The following is a 15,869-nucleotide window of genomic DNA, read 5'->3' on the forward strand; positions in this document are numbered from 1 at the left end:
ACCAGCAACACGCGGGTCGGACGGAAGTTCCCAACTATTGCCCTGCCGTCTCCCGCGGTAAACACCAAAAAATCAGTGGTCAGCGTCGCTCGCCACGCATCGCGGCCGAATTTGAACCTGTGTTTGGCGACGGCGCAATGGACTTTTGCCGATCAAGCTCTTGGACCGTTAAGCCTGTGTCCAAGACTGGCTCGACCTCCGTCTCCGATCGGTCAGGACTGAGCGGCAGCCGCTCTTCAGCATACTGCGGTCGAATCAGCGTATCGCCGCCAGGTATCGTCCGTCGTCGGCACGGAAGAGCACTGACCCATTGCTGTTGACGGACCATGAGGTCACATCCTGCAGAATGGCCAGGAACCTGGTTTCCTGGTTCCCGAGCGCCGGCACGCAAGCCCGGCGCGTCACGGCGAGCGGTCCGATCCGAAGCGACTGTTCCTCGATCGAATAGTCGCCGGTGAACCTGTTGCAGCCGGCCGATCCGCTCACTCGGCCGTCTTGCGAAAACTGCACCGTCACATTGGATTTGTCGATCAGACCGGTCTGATTGATGTCCTCCACCTTGAATTGCGGGCCGATCAAGCCTGAAGCCGCCGGGCGGTCACCAACGCGAACCATATTGAGCGTCCCCAGATCCTGCTCGAACCGCGTGGGATCGACCGAATGAACCGTATCCGTGGTCCATATCGGGTTGCCCTCGGGATCGGTAATCGTCGCACGGACTGCGTAACGCATGTTGGTCTTCAAGTCCTGTTCCTTCACCCTAATCGAAAATGGCAAAGGAACCTGCTGCCCTGCTGTCTCGCGCGTTTCCTTGGCAATGATCACCGATCTCGCATCGGCGCGCGAAACGTCCAGCAGTCTCACGTTGAATTTCGCGCGGGCGGGCAGAGCGATGCGCTGTCGATAGGATGCGTTGCCGGTTACGACCTTGTCTCTCAGCTCCGCAATGGGGGCTTGGGGATCGACGTATCGCGCGCCTGTCGCGCAGCCGCCGAGCGCGAGCATGGTCATCGCCAGTACGGCTGTGAATGGCTTGTTGAACATGGCGTTTCACTTTGCTGTGCGATTGGAGCGGAAGAGAGCAGGTCAGGCGGAACCCATGGCATCGGCAATAATGGGAGGGCTTCGAGCGGCAGTCCTGTGGGAATCGACTTCGCATAGGATGGTTCCGAACCACGAACGTCCGATGGCGGGCGGAAGATTGGGCTGGATTGGCGCGGGCGGCCCCGGCGGATATCTGATCCCCTCTTGGGAGACAGCCACTGAATTTTGGAACCACACGAAAAGCGCAGTCTAGAACCCGTGGCTTCCCGCCACTGCGCCGAGAACCGTGACAGCCGCGATACCCAGCAATATTCGGTGAAGTGTCTCCATTCGGGCAAAATCTGCGGCGGGCTTGACCGATGTCATCATTCGGCGGTGGAGAAACAGCGGCTCGATCACGAAAAGCATCGCGGCGAACACGGCCCACAGCCCTACCATCGCATGCATCCACCAGAAGCGAAGATCGAAAAAGCGGTCCCACATCTGCGCGCGATAGATCATCCAGAAGCCGCTCAGTCCTGCCAATAGCACCCAGATGCGCGCCTGCGCCGCAAAGCGCCCCTCCAGTCGATGAAAGGCCGCCAGCCGCTCCGCCGGCGGATTGGCGGCGCGCACGGACGGCATCACCACAAGCGTCACGAACGCCACGCCGCCGATCCAGACAAGGACCGCCAGGACATGAACGGCCCGGGCCAGGATGATGTCGTCCATGCCTCCGCTCCCTCAGGCCGCGAGCAGTTCGTCGGCCGGGCCGAAGAACTCATAGTGGATCCTGTCCGACGGCACACCCGCCAGCGACAGGGTCGAGACCGCATGACGCAGGAACGGACGCGGCCCGCAGATGTAATAGTCCGCTTGTGCGACCGGTGTGCTGGCGACCAACCATTCATCGGTAATTATGCCGGCCACATCGTAGTCGCTGCCCTCTGTTTCATCCTCGAGCGGGGTCTGGTGAAAATCGGTGATCGCGATCGATTGGCCATGGCTCGCCACAGCGCGGACATGGTCGCGCATCGCATGGGTGTCGCGGTCATGCGTGCCGTGGATGTAATGAACCGGCACTTCGGCGCCGTTCTGAACGAGGGCTTCGAGCATCGCCACCATCGGCGTCAGGCCCACGCCGCCCGACAGCAGTACGACCGGCCGTTCGACATGATCGGCGAGGAAGAATTCGCCAGCAGGCGCGGCCACCTTCAGGATCGTCCCGGGTTTCGCCTCGTCGTGCAACCAGCCCGACGCGAGCCCTTGCGGCTCGCGCTTGACCGAAATGCGATAGGTTTCGCCATTGGCGGCGGCCGAAATCGAGTAGTTGCGCTTGACCGGCGGATGTCCGGGAATTTCGAGCCAGAAGGTAAGATACTGGCCCGGCTTGTGGCGCATGACGGGGCCGCCGTCGACGGGGCGAAGGACAAAGGAATTGATGACGCTGCTTTCGCGCACAACGTCTTCGACGCGGAAATCGCGCCAGCCGTTCCAGCCGCCGGCCGCGTCCTTCTGTTCGGTGTAGACGCGCTGTTCCCGCGCGATCAGGATATTGGCGAGAAACCAGTAAGCTTCCCCCCAGGCCCCGAGGATTTCGTCGGTCGCCGCATCGCCCAGCACCGCCTTGATCGCACCGAGCAGTGCTTCGGCGACGTGCGGATAGTGCTCCGGCAGTATCTGGAGACCGACATGCTTTTGCGCGATGCGCTCGACCGCGGGAGCCAGCGCGCCGAGATTGTCGATATTGCTGGCATAGGCGAGAATGGCGCCGGTGAGCGCGCGCGGCTGCGAACCGGCGTCACCATGATGCGACTGGTTGAAAAGATCGCGAATGTCCGGGTTCTGGAACATCCTGGAATACATTTCATGCACGATATCCAGACCATGCGCTTCGAGCGCGGGGACCGTCGCCTTGACGAGCGCGATGGTCTGATCGCTGAGGGGCTGCGACATAAACTTCTCCTTGTTGGAAGGGATTCGAGTTTCCCGGCGATCAGGCGCCGGGCGGCTGATCATAGAAATCGACCCGCATTTTCATGGCGCCGATGGGCGTCACGAAGTGCGGCTGCTGCGGCAAGATCAATCCGGGCCGTTCGGGCGTCAGGACAACCTCCGACGGTGGATCGAGATAGGTCAGCCGAAGCTCACCCTCCAGAACGCGGATCAAACCCCAGACACCCGCCTTGGTATCATGGCGTGCCCGCAGGGCGGCCGGGAGCGTGTCCTGATCGAACACCGGCGTCGAACGATAGGGTAGAATGTCAGGCATGGGTGGGTACTCGCCGTTCGCAATGAATGGACCCGGCCTCGCCGTCAGCGACGCTTGGCCGATCGAGCCGAAAAAACATGGCAAGCTGCAGGCTCTCGGCAATCCGCTTCGCTTTCGCCTGCAGAGCCGCAGCTGCGTCGGGCGCCATCATCTCGTTTGTCGTACAGTCCCACAGCGCGAGCCAGCGGTCGAAAAGCGCTGGCGTTATCCTCGACCTGTGCTTCAGGTGCGCTGGCACGGGCTGGCCCTTGTATCGGCCACTGGCGAGCATGACGGATGACCAGAACGCCGCCAGCTTTTCGAGATGTTCCGGCCAGTCATCGATCGCGTCGTTGAAAATCGGCCCCAGGTCGGCATCTGCGCGAACGCGCGCGTAGAAGGCGTCGACAAGCTGCTTGAGCGCCTCATCCTTCAGTTCCAGCTCGGTCATTCGCCCGACTCCAATCATGTATCCGGAATGCATCTATACTTTTCCCTGAAAACATGCAAGATGAATACATCTTAATGCGACGAGCTGAGGAAGAGAGTGGGAACGCCCCATGAAACTGACCCTGTTCACCGACTATTCGATGCGCGTGCTGCTCTATCTGGGCGCGCGGCCTGACCGCCTGTGCTCGATCGGTGAGGTCGCGCAGGCCTACGGAATCTCGCAGAATCACTTGATGAAGGTGGTGAACCAACTCGCACGCAGTGGTGATGTGGAGAGTGTGCGTGGACGGTCGGGCGGCATCCGCCTGGGGCGGCCGCCCGAAGAGATCAACATCGGCGCACTCATACGCCAGACCGAGGACGGCTTCGATCTCGTTGACTGCGGCGGATGCGTGGTCGCGCCTGCATGTGGGCTGACGGGCGTGCTGAAGGAGGCGCTCGGCGCGTTCCTGGCGGTACTTGACCGCTATACGCTTGCCGACCTGCTGACGAAGCGGCGAGATCTCGCGTCGCTCTTCGAGCGTAACGCGGCCGATCGGTTCGAAACCCCTGCGGCGCCAGATGGATGATTGACGTCTTGGCGCATCGAAGCCGAAAAGGAGGAACGTGACATGTTCTGTCCAGAATGTGGTGAACCGGTCGATCCCGCTCCCTTTGACGGTCGTCGCCGCGCGTCGCGGTCATGGATCGCCGCAGGACTCCAAATCGGCGCGCGATGGGTAAAGGTATTGCGCGCTGGACGCTCCAAGCCGGACCGCACGCGGCAGTCCGCTTGCCCGTCTTGCTCCAATCATAAAACCACGAACACGGAAAGGAATTGAACGATATGGCCCTTCACCACGCAGCGCCCGGAGAAGTCGTCGATCTCTTGCCCGAGAACGTGACGACACATGAAGAACATTCCACAGCGATCGTGAAGGCGGACCATTTCGAAACCATCCGGCTGGTGATCCCGAGCGGCACCGAAATGCGCCAGCATCAGGTGCCGGGCAGCATCATGCTGCATTGCCTCGAGGGCCATGTGAAAGTCGAGCTCAGCGCAAGCTCGATCGAACTGCGGCGTAACCAGTGGGTCTATCTCGAAGGAGGCGCGCCGCACTCGGTCAAGGGCGCGGAAAACTCTGTGCTGCTTCTGACGATCCTCTTTCCGCCTGTAGAAGGATCACAGGCAAAAGCCGGCGCCGAGACCTTGGCGGTCGATGCCTATGACGATTGCGACTGTGTCGACCGGTGGGAAGCGGAAGGCGGTCCGGTCGTTCAATCGGATCAGCCTGCCCCCAGGAAGAATTGATCACGGGCGGCATGATGGCACGGCGCGCAGCGCGCTAGTCGCTTTGCTGTACCGCCTCGTAGCCCATAGGGGAGAACCATGGATCGAACACGTCAGCTCTGGATTTGGCTTCTATCATTGCTGGCAGTCTCTTTTGCCGTCCTGCTTCTGGTTGGCCGCGACATCAGCATTCAGGCGCCGCCGCTTCCCGCCAAGGTCGTGACCGCAAACGGCGAAACCGTCTTCACCCGTGCCGAGATGCAGCGTGGCCGCCAGGTCTGGCAATCTATGGGCGGCATGCAACTGGGCTCGATCTGGGGACACGGCGGCTACGTAGCGCCCGATTGGTCAGCCGACTGGTTGCACCGGGAATCACTGGCACTTCTCGATCTCTGGGCACAGCGGGATCTGGGCGGCGCCTTTGAGAGTTTAAACGAGGAACACAAGGCGCTCCTCCAGCGGCGGCTGCAAACGGAAATGCGCCGAAACACGTTTGAAGCGAGCACGGATACCATCACGATCAGCAACGATCGCGCGGTGGCAATCGAGCGGGTGGCAAAGCACTACGTCAATCTGTTCGGCAACGACCCCGCCACGGCCGAGCTGCGCGAAAACTATGCCATGAAGAACGATACGGTCCCCGACGCAGGGCACCGAGCCGCCATGACCTCCTTCTTCTGGTGGACGGCCTGGGCGGCCACAACGGAACGACAAGGGCGGACGACAACGTATACGAACAACTGGCCGAGCGAGCCGCTGGTCGGGAATCGCCCACCATCAAGTACATTCATCTGGTCGGCCTTCAGCGTCACCTTCCTGCTTGCCGGCATCGCGCTGTTGGGTTGGCACCATGCGGTGACGCACGGACGAAGGGAGAAGGAGCACGACCTCCCCGCGAAAGATCCGCTGCGCGAGATCGCGGTGACGCCTTCGATGCGGGCGACAGCCAAATATTTCTGGGTCGTTCTCGCACTGTTTCTCGCGCAGATCATGCTGGGTGCAATGACGGCCCACTATCAGGTCGAGGGGCAGCTGGTTTATGGCTATGAAGCGGCCGAGATCCTGCCTTATTCGATCACCCGCACCTGGCACACGCAGCTTGCCGTGCTGTGGATCGCGACAGCCTGGCTGGGAACGGGCCTCTACATAGCTCCTGCGATCTCGGGCCATGAACCGAGGTTCCAGGCTCTGGGTGCCAACATCCTCTGGGCCTGCCTCCTGATTATCGTCGTGGGCTCCTTTGCCGGGCAATGGCTCGCGGTGATGCAGAAACTGGGACTGGAGAGGAACTTCTGGTTCGGACACCAGGGCTGGGAATATGTCGATATGGGGCGCTTCTGGCAGTGGTTTCTCTTCATCGGCCTGATGCTCTGGCTTGTGCTCGTCGGCCGGGCGCTCTGGCCTGCGCTCAAAGAGAAGTCCGAATCCCGCCACATCACGATGCTGTTTTTCCTATCCGCCGTAGCCATCGGACTCTTCTACGGTGCCGGGCTGTTCTGGAATGAGCATACAGCGCTCTCCATGATTGAATATTGGCGTTGGTGGGTGGTCCATCTGTGGGTCGAAGGCTTTTTCGAGGTGTTCGCCACCGCGGTCATCGCCTTCCTCTTCACGCGCCTCGGCCTCATTCCGACACCCACCGCCACGGTCGCCGTCTTGTTTGCCACGATCATCTTCATGGCAGGCGGAGTGCTGGGAACGTTGCACCATCTCTACTTCGCGGGAACCTCGATCGCGGTGCTGGCGCTTGGCGCGAGCTTCTCAGCGCTCGAGGTCGTGCCGCTCGCCTATATTGGCTTCGAAGCTTATGAACACTGGAAGCTGAGCAGCGCGACACCCTGGATGCAGCGTTATAAATGGCCCGTCATGTTCTTCCTGGCGGTATCCTTCTGGAATCTCGTCGGAGCAGGCCTGTTCGGCTTCCTCATCAATCCGCCGCTGTCGCTCTATTACATGCAGGGTCTCAATCTGACGCCGCTGCACGGACACACCGCATTGTTCGGCGTATACGGCATGTTGGGCGTCGGGCTCGTCCTGTTCTGCCTGCGTGGCATGTTGCCGAACCTGATCTGGAACGAAGGCGTGCTGAAGACGAGCTTTTGGTGCTTCAACATCGGCCTTGCGTTGATGGCGCTCCTGACCTTGCTGCCACTTGGTACGCTTCAGCTGACCGCCGCGATTGACAAGGGCTACTGGTACGCTCGCTCGGCCGAGTTCATGCAGCAACCGGTGGTCGATCTGCTGGTGTGGCTGAGGGTTCCTGGAGATATCGTCTTTTCTGCCGGGGCGGTAGCGCTCGCCTGGTTTGTCGCCAGTCTTTGGCTCAGACCCCGGTCTGACGACAGCGAGGCGCAAATTGCACAGTGATCGATCGAGGAGTCCGATGCCGCGCAGTCCCAGCCAACCCTTGCTCGTGGGCTAGCCACGTTCTGTCGACAAACGCCACACTTGGATGCGAGTTTCGGTGAACCTTTTGTCCATGCGCACCAAACTTCTGTTCGCAGGTCTGGCAGCCGGGTCGATGGCTGCTCTATCCTCGCCCGCGATTGCTCAGATGCCGCCCGGCTCACGGGACTGTTCATTCCAGTCGCTATCGCCGGAGGAAAAGTCTCGGTACCAATCCCGTTACCGGCGCCGCGTGCGCGTCGATGGGCAAGCTTTTGCCGATAATGGCTGTATGAACAGGTGTGCATGACAGCCTCTGAGCGCAAAGCCCTCCGGCGTCCCCGCAAGGGCAAAAACTGCCGCGCCGTTTCGCGCCCCGTCACCAGCTTGGACGGATCCATGACAGTTGGCATCGGGCGCAAATGCGACTGACGCGCTCGATGCCGCACATGGCGATCATGGTGCGTTTCCAGGAGGGGACCAAATCCTACGCTAAGAATTTTGGCCAGCGATATTCTTCGCCGGTCAGGGTTATGTGCTCCCACCCCGCTCCTTACGGAGATCGAATCCACTGATCACTGAATTCTGACTTTAGAAACGTTTCTTGAATCGGGATCCATGGATGAAAAGGGGCCGACTCTCTGCATTCAGCGAATATTCGAACGCGAAGGCAGAAGGCCGGCCTGCTCGATCAGAAGCTGATCGTTGCCGTGCCCCAGAAGCGGCGCCCTTCATCGAGCATCCAGTGGCCGTCGAGACCATCAAACCGGCCGCGGTCATCGACCGGCACGATCTTGTCGGTGACGTTGAGCACCGCCGCCCTCAGCGCGAAATTCTCATTGATCGTGAAATTGATGCCGACATCGAAGGTCGTGCTCCCTTCACGGGTGCGGGTGTTGAGCGCGCCGTTGCGGAACCCGCTGAAAGTCTGCTTGCCCGAGTAGTAGCCGAGCACATAGGCCGCGATCTGCTCGGTCGCTTGCCAGTCCAGGCGAACGTTGGCCATGTGCCTGGGCGTCTTGTCGAGCGGCGTTCCGTCAAGCGAACTGCCGTCGAAAGCGGGCTCGCCGCCACCCTTCCGGACGGAATCGGTGTAGGTATAATTCGCGGTCAGCAGCAATGCCGGGGTGATCGGCAGTCTGCCATTCACTTTGTCAAACGGCGCGCAAACGGGACCCCGTATAGGCGTTGAAGGGGGACCCCCTTTTCGAGATTGAGCGGAGGGTTGATGCCCTGCGCTGTGTGCGGCGGAGGTCGGGCGTAGCCCGGCCGGAGGCGTACACAGCGCAAGTTCGTTTTGAAGCTGGGGTGAGAGTGGCGGCTAACTGCGGTTTTTGAAGCGCCAGCTGTCGTTGCCGGTCTCGACGATATCGCAGTGATGAGTGACGCGGTCGAGCAGAGCCGTGGTCATTTTGGGATCCCCGAACACGGTAGGCCATTCGCCGAAGGCGAGGTTGGTCGTGATAACGACGCTGGTGCGTTCGTAGAGCTTGCTGATCAGGTGGAACAGGAGCTGGCCACCAGAGCGCGCGAACGGCAGATATCCCAACTCATCGAGCACCACCAGGTCGAGCCGTGAGAGCTGTCCCGCCAGGGTCCCGCCCTTGCCGATCCGGGCCTCCTCTTCGAGGCGTGTCACCAGATCGACGGTGTTGAAGTATCGTGCCCGAGCCCCTTTGCGCACGACGTTGGCGGTAATCGCGATGGCGAGGTGGGTCTTGCCGGTGCCCGTGCCGCCGACGAGCACGATGTTGCGACGCGCCGGTAGGAAGGAGCCATCATGCAGGGAGCGGATCAGTCCCTCGTTGATCGGCGTCCCTTCGAAGCTGAACCGCTCCAGGTCCTTCACCACCGGCAGCCGCGCGGCCGTCATGCGATATCGGATCGAGGCGGCGTCGCGATGGGTGGCTTCCGCGCGGAGCAGATCGGTCAGGATCTCCATGGTGGTGCGCTGGCGCTGGAGGCCGGTGGTGACGGCCTCGTCGAACGCGGCCACCATGCCCTTGAGGCCCAGGCCGCGCATTGTGTCGATCATCTCATGCCGCTGCATCATAGCCTCGCAGTCGGTCATAGCTGGCACAGTCGGCGATCGGCGGGTGACTCAGCATCCGGTCTTCCGAAGTGACGATGCTATGGGGCGTCGCCGGCTCGCGGCGACGGGAGAGGATGTTGAGGATCAGGTCGTCGCTGACCGTTCCGCTCGCCAGCGCTTCGCGCACCGCCGCCTCGACCTGCTCCAGCCATCGGTGAGCACGGCCGAGAGCACCCGCACGAACCTGCGATCCGCCTCATCCCCGTGCCCCAGCCTGCGTCGCAGGCGATGGAGGGATGGCGGCAACTCCCAGTCCTGGAACGGCGCGCCGTTGCGCAGGGCACCGGGCTTGTGGGCCAGAACCGGCAGATAATGCCAGGGATCGTAAATGGTGCGGTTCCGCCCGAAGTGACGCTCATGTTCCCCGACGATCTCTTCGCCGCAGCGGATGACGATCCGGCCCGCATAGGCGCGCACCTGCACCGTGCGCCGCGCCGCCCTGGACATGACCGAGTAGCGGTTGCGGTCGAAGCTGATGAGGCAGGTGCCGGTGACGGCATGCTCGCTCTCATGGAAGCCATCGAAGGGCGCCAGGATCGGCTGCAGGACAGGCCGCTCCATCTCCAGCGCCTAGGCCACGGTGATATCGCCGCGCTCGGGATGGGTGTGGTGCTCGGCCCAGCGCCGGCACTCCGCCTTCCTTCTCACGATCTGGCTTTTGAGCCATTCGAGCATGGAATCTTTTGCCATCATGGGCGTCGTCGTCGCTCTCGGCAGCATCGTCTACCGGGCCAGCATCCGCCGGTCATCAACGTAGGGGTCACGACGGTGGAGCGAGCGGTCGGCTCTTCAAGCCCAACGCGATCGGCTCATTTCTCGCTCACCAGTCGTGAACTAACGGCAAATTTGTCAGAATTTGAGGGTGAAAGTGATTTATGGCCCTCATTTTTGTTTCAAGCAGCGCCTGCCGAATGCATCTCTGCGATTGATGTCTTCTGCAAAAGCTTGTTGGCATCGGATGCTCGCTGATCACACCTAACCCGTAATCGTGCCTCTGGCTGACATACCCGACAAACGTATAAGCTCGCCATGCGCGGGCGTCACCAACCCAATTCCGCGTGCGATCCCAAGCGCACAAGCTGCAAGGTGTCGTCATCGGGCTTGCGGTAAATCAGCACGAGGTCGGGCTTTATGTGGCAATCGCGATGGTCGCGCCAGTCGCCGGTCAGCGCATGGTCGCGGTGGCGCGGTTCAAGCGGCTCGTCGGATGCCAGCGCCTCGATGATCGGGATCAGGTCAGCGTCCAGCGTCTTGGCGTGCTGCCCCTTCTTCTCCCGCTTGTAGTCGCGCTTGAACCGCCCGAAGCGTTCAATCGTCCGCATTGAGGTCGGCCATCAGGTCGACCACCGTGGCGAACCGCTTGCCCTTTCCCTCGCGCGCTTCCTTCATGGCCTCGATCGTCTCGGCATTGGGCACCAGCGGTTCAAACGGCAAGGCCTTGTCGCGGGCAACGCGGGTCAGCATCAGGCGCACGGCATCGGAGACGGTCAGCCCCATAGCAGCCAGCACGGTCGCGGCTTCCTCCTTCACCGCTCCGTCGATCCGGGTCTGCACAAGAGCGTTTGCGGCCATGTCGATTTCCTTTCTGCATGACGATGTAATGCAAGCGAACGCAAAGTGCAATCAGGCAAAGCCCCGGCTATCGACATGGCGACCGGGCTTCGCGTTTTTCACCTTCAATGCTGTGAGTGCCATCGGTTCGGGGCCCTGATCGGGAATGTTGGGGCCGTTCTCACACTTTCGGTGGGCAAACGGTCCCACAATCGTTCCACATTTTGGGCCAAATTCAGGCAAATCAGGGAGACGACCGCGAACAACTTACAAGACAAATCGTTGCTTTTTCAGTGTAGGTAGGGGTAGGGACGCCATCAGCTCGCTTGACACAAGGTTCTACACTCGACAGCGGGGTCCTCTACCACCGGGCAATTCTGCAGGATGCTGCAAACCGCGCGATATCAATGGCGGGCGAAAATTCGCTGACCGGCGCTGCCGAAGGCCACCACCGTATAGGGTTGGCGGGCAGCGCCTGCCACTTCCATGCCCTCCGAACCGATCGGCATCCCCGCAACCGCAATGCCTTTGACGCCCGCAGGACGGGTCGCCAGCAAGCGCTTGACGTCGGATATCGGGACATGGCCCTCGATCATATAGCCATCGACGATCGCGCTGTGGCAAGATGCCAGCGTCCGGGGCATGCCGGCCTTGCGCTGAAGCTCGCTGCGCGACGCATCGTCACGCATGACGACCTTGCGTCCCAGCTTCGCGCGCACGGCCTGCGCCCACTTCTCGCAACATCCACATCCCGGATCCCGGTGGACGACGATATCACTGGCCGCAAGCGCTACGCCGGGCATGGCGAGGAACAGCAAGGCGACGAATAGGCGGGTCTTCATGAAATGACTCCCGGAAGAACGATAAGCATGGGGCAGAGGCCCCTTCTTTTCTATACGCATCAATGCGCCCCTCCCCTCATCACGCAGATGATTTTACGATGGCGGGCGGCCTCCAGGCTAGCGGCAGGGACACAAGCAGCGCTAGCGATAGACCACCAATCCCCCACAGAACGAGCGGCTGCGCCCCGGGAGCGACGATGGCTATCGCCAGCGGCGCGAGCGCCTGCCCGATGCTGGCGGCGGAATGCTGGAAACCGAGCTTCACGCCTGAAGGGGCCCCGCCGCCGCTGATCCAGAAGCTGGTGACCAATCGAAGGGTTGCCGAGCTCCAGCCGGCAGCAACGATGATCCCACTGAGTTCGGCCATGCTCGCGGCGACAGGGAACAGGAAAAGCGCCGCAGCCAGCAGGCCGAGCGTCAGCCCCGCAAGCCGCCTCGGCATGGTCACCAGCCAATCGAGCCTCGCATGGAAGATCTGTGCTGCCAGCATGCCCAATCCGCAGAGACTGAGCATCCAGGCGATCTCTTCGCGGCTCAGCGAAATGACGCTCCGCGTCACCAGGAGATTGACATGCATCGCCGCCAGCCCGCCGCCCGCGACGATCGTGACGAAAAGCAGGATCAGCGTCGCGCCGAGCGTCGGCGCGGGCAGGTCTCCGCCATCGATGCAAGGTGCACACCAGCGCGGCAGACGCACGGCGCAAAGCGCCGCCCCGACGGCACCGATGCCGAGAGCGAGGATCATGAGGGGAGCGCGGGGCAGGATCGCGGCCGAGACCTCCGCCACCAGCGGACCGGCGAGATCGCCCAGAAACACGAAGGCGGTCAGCCAGGTGAAGCGGCGCGCCTGGTCCGCGCGCCCGCTTGCGGCAAAGCTCGCGCAGAGCAAGCCCAACGGTATGATGGCGGCCGACGCCATCCCCGCCACCAGACGCAATGCATAAAGCTCAGGCAACCCGACGAGGCCGATCGGCGCGGTCACCAGCGCGAGGATGACCAGCGCTGCGCGCAACATCGCCCGATAGTCGACCCGGTCCGCGATCCAGCCCCAGAGCGGCGCCGCCAGCAAGGCTGCCAGGGGATGGACCGCGGTCAGGCTCGCGACGTGAAAATCATGAGCGCTTGACGATAGCGCGCCACGAGCCGGGTCGACCAGTGCCGGAAGGAAGGCGAGAATGGCCGTCTGTCCCGCCGACGCCGCAGCCGCCGCGAGCAACAAGACGAAAAAGGAGGCCGGCCAGCGACCGTTGGCTTGCGATCCAGCCTTGTCACGCGGCGCGTTCGCGGTCGATCCCTCGAGTGGCCATCCGCGGATCACCACCAGGCGCGCAAGCCGATCACCAGCCTGTGTTCGGAAGGCCCTTCCCTGCGCAGGCGACGGAAATCGGCCGTGCCGTCAAATGCGCGCTCCCAGACGAAGCCGATATAGGGCGCGAACTTGCGCGACACCTCGTAGCGCAACCGTCCGCTCAGCTCGACATTGCTGAAGCCGCTGCCGAGCTGCCGATCGCTCGACCGCTTCGAATAGATATTGGTTTCCACCTGCGGCGTAAGGATCAACCGATTGGTGAACAGGACCTCATAGGAGGCCTTGGCGCGCGCCGCGAGACGCCCATCGGTTCCTACATAGCCGGTGAGCTGGACGTCGAACCAATAGGGCGCCAGTCCCTCGACGCCGGCGGCGAGCCAGGTGGTCGCACCCTTGCCGAGATCCTGCCTGACCCCGAGCAGCGTGCCCCAGAACGGGTTCTTGCTGTGCCACCACAGCGCCTCGACGCTGCTCTCCGGATCGAGACGTTGGTCGCGGGAGTTCTTGAGCCCCTGGCTGCGCAGCCAGAGCTTGTCATTGTCCTGACCCTTGGTGACGAGCACGGTCCAGCCCACGCCCTGACCCTCGTTGCCGCTGGTGAACTCGAGCTCATCCACAAGTATCTTGGGGATCGAGAGCTTGTCGGCCATCTCATAGCCCGGCAGCGTCGAGTTGCGATAGCCGTCGGCATAATCGTCCGAGTTGCGCGCGTCCGGCGGGGCCTTGCCACCCTGCATCGAGCCCATGTCCATCGTGGCGCCGTTACCGGACGCCTTCGTGTCGGTCATATCCATGCCCGGCATGTCCATGCCCGCATGCTCCTGAGAGCCTTGCGCGGCAGGTGAGTTTGGATCGGGAGTGGCCGTTTGGGCAGGGGTGGCGGCGGGCGACGGGGGCAAGGCATCCTGCGCGAGGGCGGGAGCCGTGATCGCCGGCGCCAGGAAGAGGGCAACGCCAAGAGCAATGCCGCGCGAGGGGATAATCCGGATCATGCGACCACCACCTCCCGGAACATGCCGGCCGCCATGTGATAGAGCAGATGGCAGTGGAAGGCCCATCGGCCCATGGCGTCGGCGGTGACGCGGAAGCTCACCCGCTGGGCGGGCTGGACCACGACCGTATGCTTGCGGACCTGGAAGGCGCCGTCCGGGCCTTCGACATCGCTCCACATGCCGTGCAGATGCATCGGATGCGCCATCATCGTGTCGTTGACGAAGGTGACGCGCAGCCGCTCGTTCGGCTTGAAATGCAGCGGCCGGGAATCGTTGAGCTTGATGCCGTCGAGCGACCAGATGAACCGTTCCATATTGCCCGTCAGATGCAGCTCGATGTCGCGCTCGGGCTCGCGCGGGTCGGGATCGCCGCCCGGCGTGCGCAGATCGGCCAGCGTCAGCACGCGCCAGCCGCGCCCGCGCAGCCCGGCGCCGGGATCGTCGAGATTGGTGCGCGGATAGTCGACGCGCATGTCGGTATTGGCGCCATATTCGGTGCGGGCGTGCCGTGCCCTGGCCGGCATCTCGGTCATGCCGTGCCCGGCATGCGCGTCGCCTCCCATTGCGCCCATCGTCGCCATCGCGCCCATCATGTCGACCGGCTCGAGCCAGGTCCGGGCATCGAGCGGCGGCACGGCTGCCGCCATGCCCGGGGCCGGTGCGATCGTGCCACGCGCATAGCCGCTCCGATCGATCGCCTGCGCGAAGATGGTGCGGGCGCCGCCCTCGGGCATGGTGAACTCGACGTCGTAGGTCTCGCCCGGGCCGATCCGGAATTCCTCGACCGTGACCGGCTCGACCGGCTGCCCGTCGGTCGATACGACCGTCAGCTCGACCCCGGGGATCCGCACGTCGAAGAACGTCGCCGTCCCCGCGCCGACGAAGCGCAGGCGCACGCGCTCGCCGGGCGCGGCGATACCGGTCCAGTTGCCGGCGGGCGGCGCGCCGTTCATCAGATAGGTGTAGGTCGCGGCAGAGACATCGCTGTAGTCGGTCGGGTTCATCCGCGAGCTGTTCCACATCCGCCGCCGCTCGAGCGCCTTGCCCAAGCCCATGGTGCCGACATCCTTGAGGAAATCGCCGGCGGTCGGCTGCGCAAAATTATAGTAGCTGCTCTGCTTCTTGAGATTGAGGAAGATCTGCAGCGGCGGCTCGTCCGACCAGTCGCTGAGCACGATGCAATAGTCGCGATCGGGCGCCCGCGCCGCCGGCGCCTGTTTCGGCTCCACGATGATCGCTCCATAGAGTCCCGTCTGCTCGGCGAGCGTGTGAGCGTGATACCAGTAGGTTCCGCTCTGGCGGACCTCGAAGCGATAGGTGAAGGTCTCGCCCGGCGCGATGCCGGCAAAGCTGATGCCGGGCACGCCGTCCATCTCCGCCGGCACGATGATGCCGTGCCAATGGATGCTCGACATCTCCTTGAGGCCGTTGCGCACACGGAGCGTGACCGTGTCGCCTTCGCGCAGGCGCAGGACCGGCGCGGGCACGCTGCCGTTCACGGCGGTCGCGATACGGCGTTTGCCGGTGAAGTTGACTGGCAGCTCGGCGATCTCGAGGTCGAACTCGGTCCCGCTAAGCTCGGCGGGCGAGACTGGGGCGGATCGCGCGAGAAGCGCCGGGGCGAAGCCGGCAACCGCGCCGCCGATCGCCAGCCCCTGGACGAAACGGCGCCGTGCGATCGGCCGGATATGTAAGGGAGACATG

Annotated in this window: 16 protein-coding genes and 1 pseudogene; 3 read left to right on the top strand and 14 right to left on the bottom strand. The window is 62.8% G+C overall.

All coding sequences use genetic code 11. The features are described 5' to 3' along the window. Window positions 1-255 precede the first annotated feature (255 nt). The 5 genes from FE851_RS27050 to FE851_RS22815 form a co-directional block, all read right to left on the bottom strand. The gene (locus FE851_RS27050; RefSeq protein WP_236614761.1) at window positions 256-1,011 is read right to left on the bottom strand and encodes a YbaY family lipoprotein; all 756 of its coding nucleotides are present in this window, start codon (window positions 1,009-1,011) and stop codon (window positions 256-258) included. 282 nt (window positions 1,012-1,293) lie between these two features. After that, window positions 1,294-1,755, bottom strand: a complete 462-nt coding sequence (locus tag FE851_RS22800) for a hypothetical protein (protein WP_004212706.1) — start codon at window positions 1,753-1,755, stop codon at window positions 1,294-1,296. A 12-nt stretch (window positions 1,756-1,767) separates the two neighbouring features. After that, window positions 1,768-2,979, bottom strand: coding sequence for an NO-inducible flavohemoprotein (gene hmpA / locus FE851_RS22805; protein ID WP_004212704.1), 1,212 nt, complete (start codon window positions 2,977-2,979; stop codon window positions 1,768-1,770). 40 nt (window positions 2,980-3,019) lie between these two features. Then, entirely contained in the window at window positions 3,020-3,295 is a 276-nt protein-coding gene (locus tag FE851_RS22810; RefSeq protein ID WP_004212703.1) for a DUF1971 domain-containing protein, read from the bottom strand. Beyond that, window positions 3,288-3,725: a group III truncated hemoglobin gene (locus tag FE851_RS22815; RefSeq protein ID WP_004212701.1), complete on the bottom strand. Its 438-nt coding sequence runs from the start codon at window positions 3,723-3,725 to the stop codon at window positions 3,288-3,290. Before FE851_RS22815 ends, FE851_RS22810 begins: the two co-directional genes overlap by 8 nt. A gap of 109 nt (window positions 3,726-3,834) precedes the next feature. On the opposite strand from FE851_RS22815, the gene FE851_RS22820 reads away from it, so the two are divergent. From FE851_RS22820 to FE851_RS22830, 3 genes are all read left to right on the top strand, one after another. Beyond that, complete coding sequence (locus FE851_RS22820; protein ID WP_004212699.1) at window positions 3,835-4,293, top strand: Rrf2 family transcriptional regulator; 459 nt, start codon at window positions 3,835-3,837, stop codon at window positions 4,291-4,293. Between the two features lie 257 nt (window positions 4,294-4,550). Continuing rightward, window positions 4,551-5,015, top strand: a complete 465-nt coding sequence (locus tag FE851_RS22825; RefSeq protein ID WP_004212697.1) for a cupin domain-containing protein — start codon at window positions 4,551-4,553, stop codon at window positions 5,013-5,015. A 78-nt stretch (window positions 5,016-5,093) separates the two neighbouring features. Beyond that, on the top strand, window positions 5,094-7,361 hold the full coding sequence (locus tag FE851_RS22830; RefSeq protein ID WP_025549136.1) for a nitric-oxide reductase large subunit: 2,268 nt from the start codon (window positions 5,094-5,096) through the stop codon (window positions 7,359-7,361). A 709-nt stretch (window positions 7,362-8,070) separates the two neighbouring features. Here FE851_RS22830 and FE851_RS22835 read toward each other — a convergent pair. The 9 genes and pseudogenes from FE851_RS22835 to FE851_RS22875 form a co-directional block, all read right to left on the bottom strand. Continuing rightward, window positions 8,071-8,529, bottom strand: a complete 459-nt coding sequence (locus tag FE851_RS22835) for a TonB-dependent receptor domain-containing protein (RefSeq protein WP_186378967.1) — start codon at window positions 8,527-8,529, stop codon at window positions 8,071-8,073. Window positions 8,530-8,700: 171 nt separating this feature from the next. Continuing rightward, a complete protein-coding gene (gene istB, locus FE851_RS22840) occupies window positions 8,701-9,429 on the bottom strand; it encodes an IS21-like element helper ATPase IstB (RefSeq protein ID WP_025549137.1) in 729 nt (242 codons plus the stop codon). Further along, window positions 9,416-10,110 (bottom strand): annotated as a pseudogene (locus tag FE851_RS22845) (Mu transposase domain-containing protein); the annotation flags it as partial. The pseudogene FE851_RS22845 and the gene istB, both read right to left, overlap by 14 nt. Before the next feature lie 401 nt (window positions 10,111-10,511). After that, on the bottom strand, window positions 10,512-10,793 hold the full coding sequence (locus tag FE851_RS22850) for a type II toxin-antitoxin system YafQ family toxin (RefSeq protein WP_004212690.1): 282 nt from the start codon (window positions 10,791-10,793) through the stop codon (window positions 10,512-10,514). Continuing rightward, complete coding sequence (locus FE851_RS22855; protein ID WP_004212689.1) at window positions 10,780-11,043, bottom strand: type II toxin-antitoxin system RelB/DinJ family antitoxin; 264 nt, start codon at window positions 11,041-11,043, stop codon at window positions 10,780-10,782. Before FE851_RS22855 ends, FE851_RS22850 begins: the two co-directional genes overlap by 14 nt. A 383-nt stretch (window positions 11,044-11,426) precedes the next feature. After that, on the bottom strand, window positions 11,427-11,864 hold the full coding sequence (locus FE851_RS22860; protein ID WP_007683347.1) for a DUF411 domain-containing protein: 438 nt from the start codon (window positions 11,862-11,864) through the stop codon (window positions 11,427-11,429). 79 nt (window positions 11,865-11,943) lie between these two features. Then, window positions 11,944-13,185, bottom strand: coding sequence for an MFS transporter (locus FE851_RS22865; RefSeq protein ID WP_066969879.1), 1,242 nt, complete (start codon window positions 13,183-13,185; stop codon window positions 11,944-11,946). Next, a complete protein-coding gene (locus FE851_RS22870) occupies window positions 13,179-14,165 on the bottom strand; it encodes a copper resistance protein B (RefSeq protein ID WP_186378968.1) in 987 nt (328 codons plus the stop codon). Before FE851_RS22870 ends, FE851_RS22865 begins: the two co-directional genes overlap by 7 nt. Then, window positions 14,162-15,868, bottom strand: a complete 1,707-nt coding sequence (locus tag FE851_RS22875; protein WP_062343367.1) for a copper resistance system multicopper oxidase — start codon at window positions 15,866-15,868, stop codon at window positions 14,162-14,164. Before FE851_RS22875 ends, FE851_RS22870 begins: the two co-directional genes overlap by 4 nt. Between the last annotated feature and the right edge of the window lies 1 nt (window position 15,869).

Source organism: Sphingobium sp. B2 (assembly GCF_007693735.1).
Lineage (GTDB): Bacteria > Pseudomonadota > Alphaproteobacteria > Sphingomonadales > Sphingomonadaceae > Sphingobium > Sphingobium xenophagum.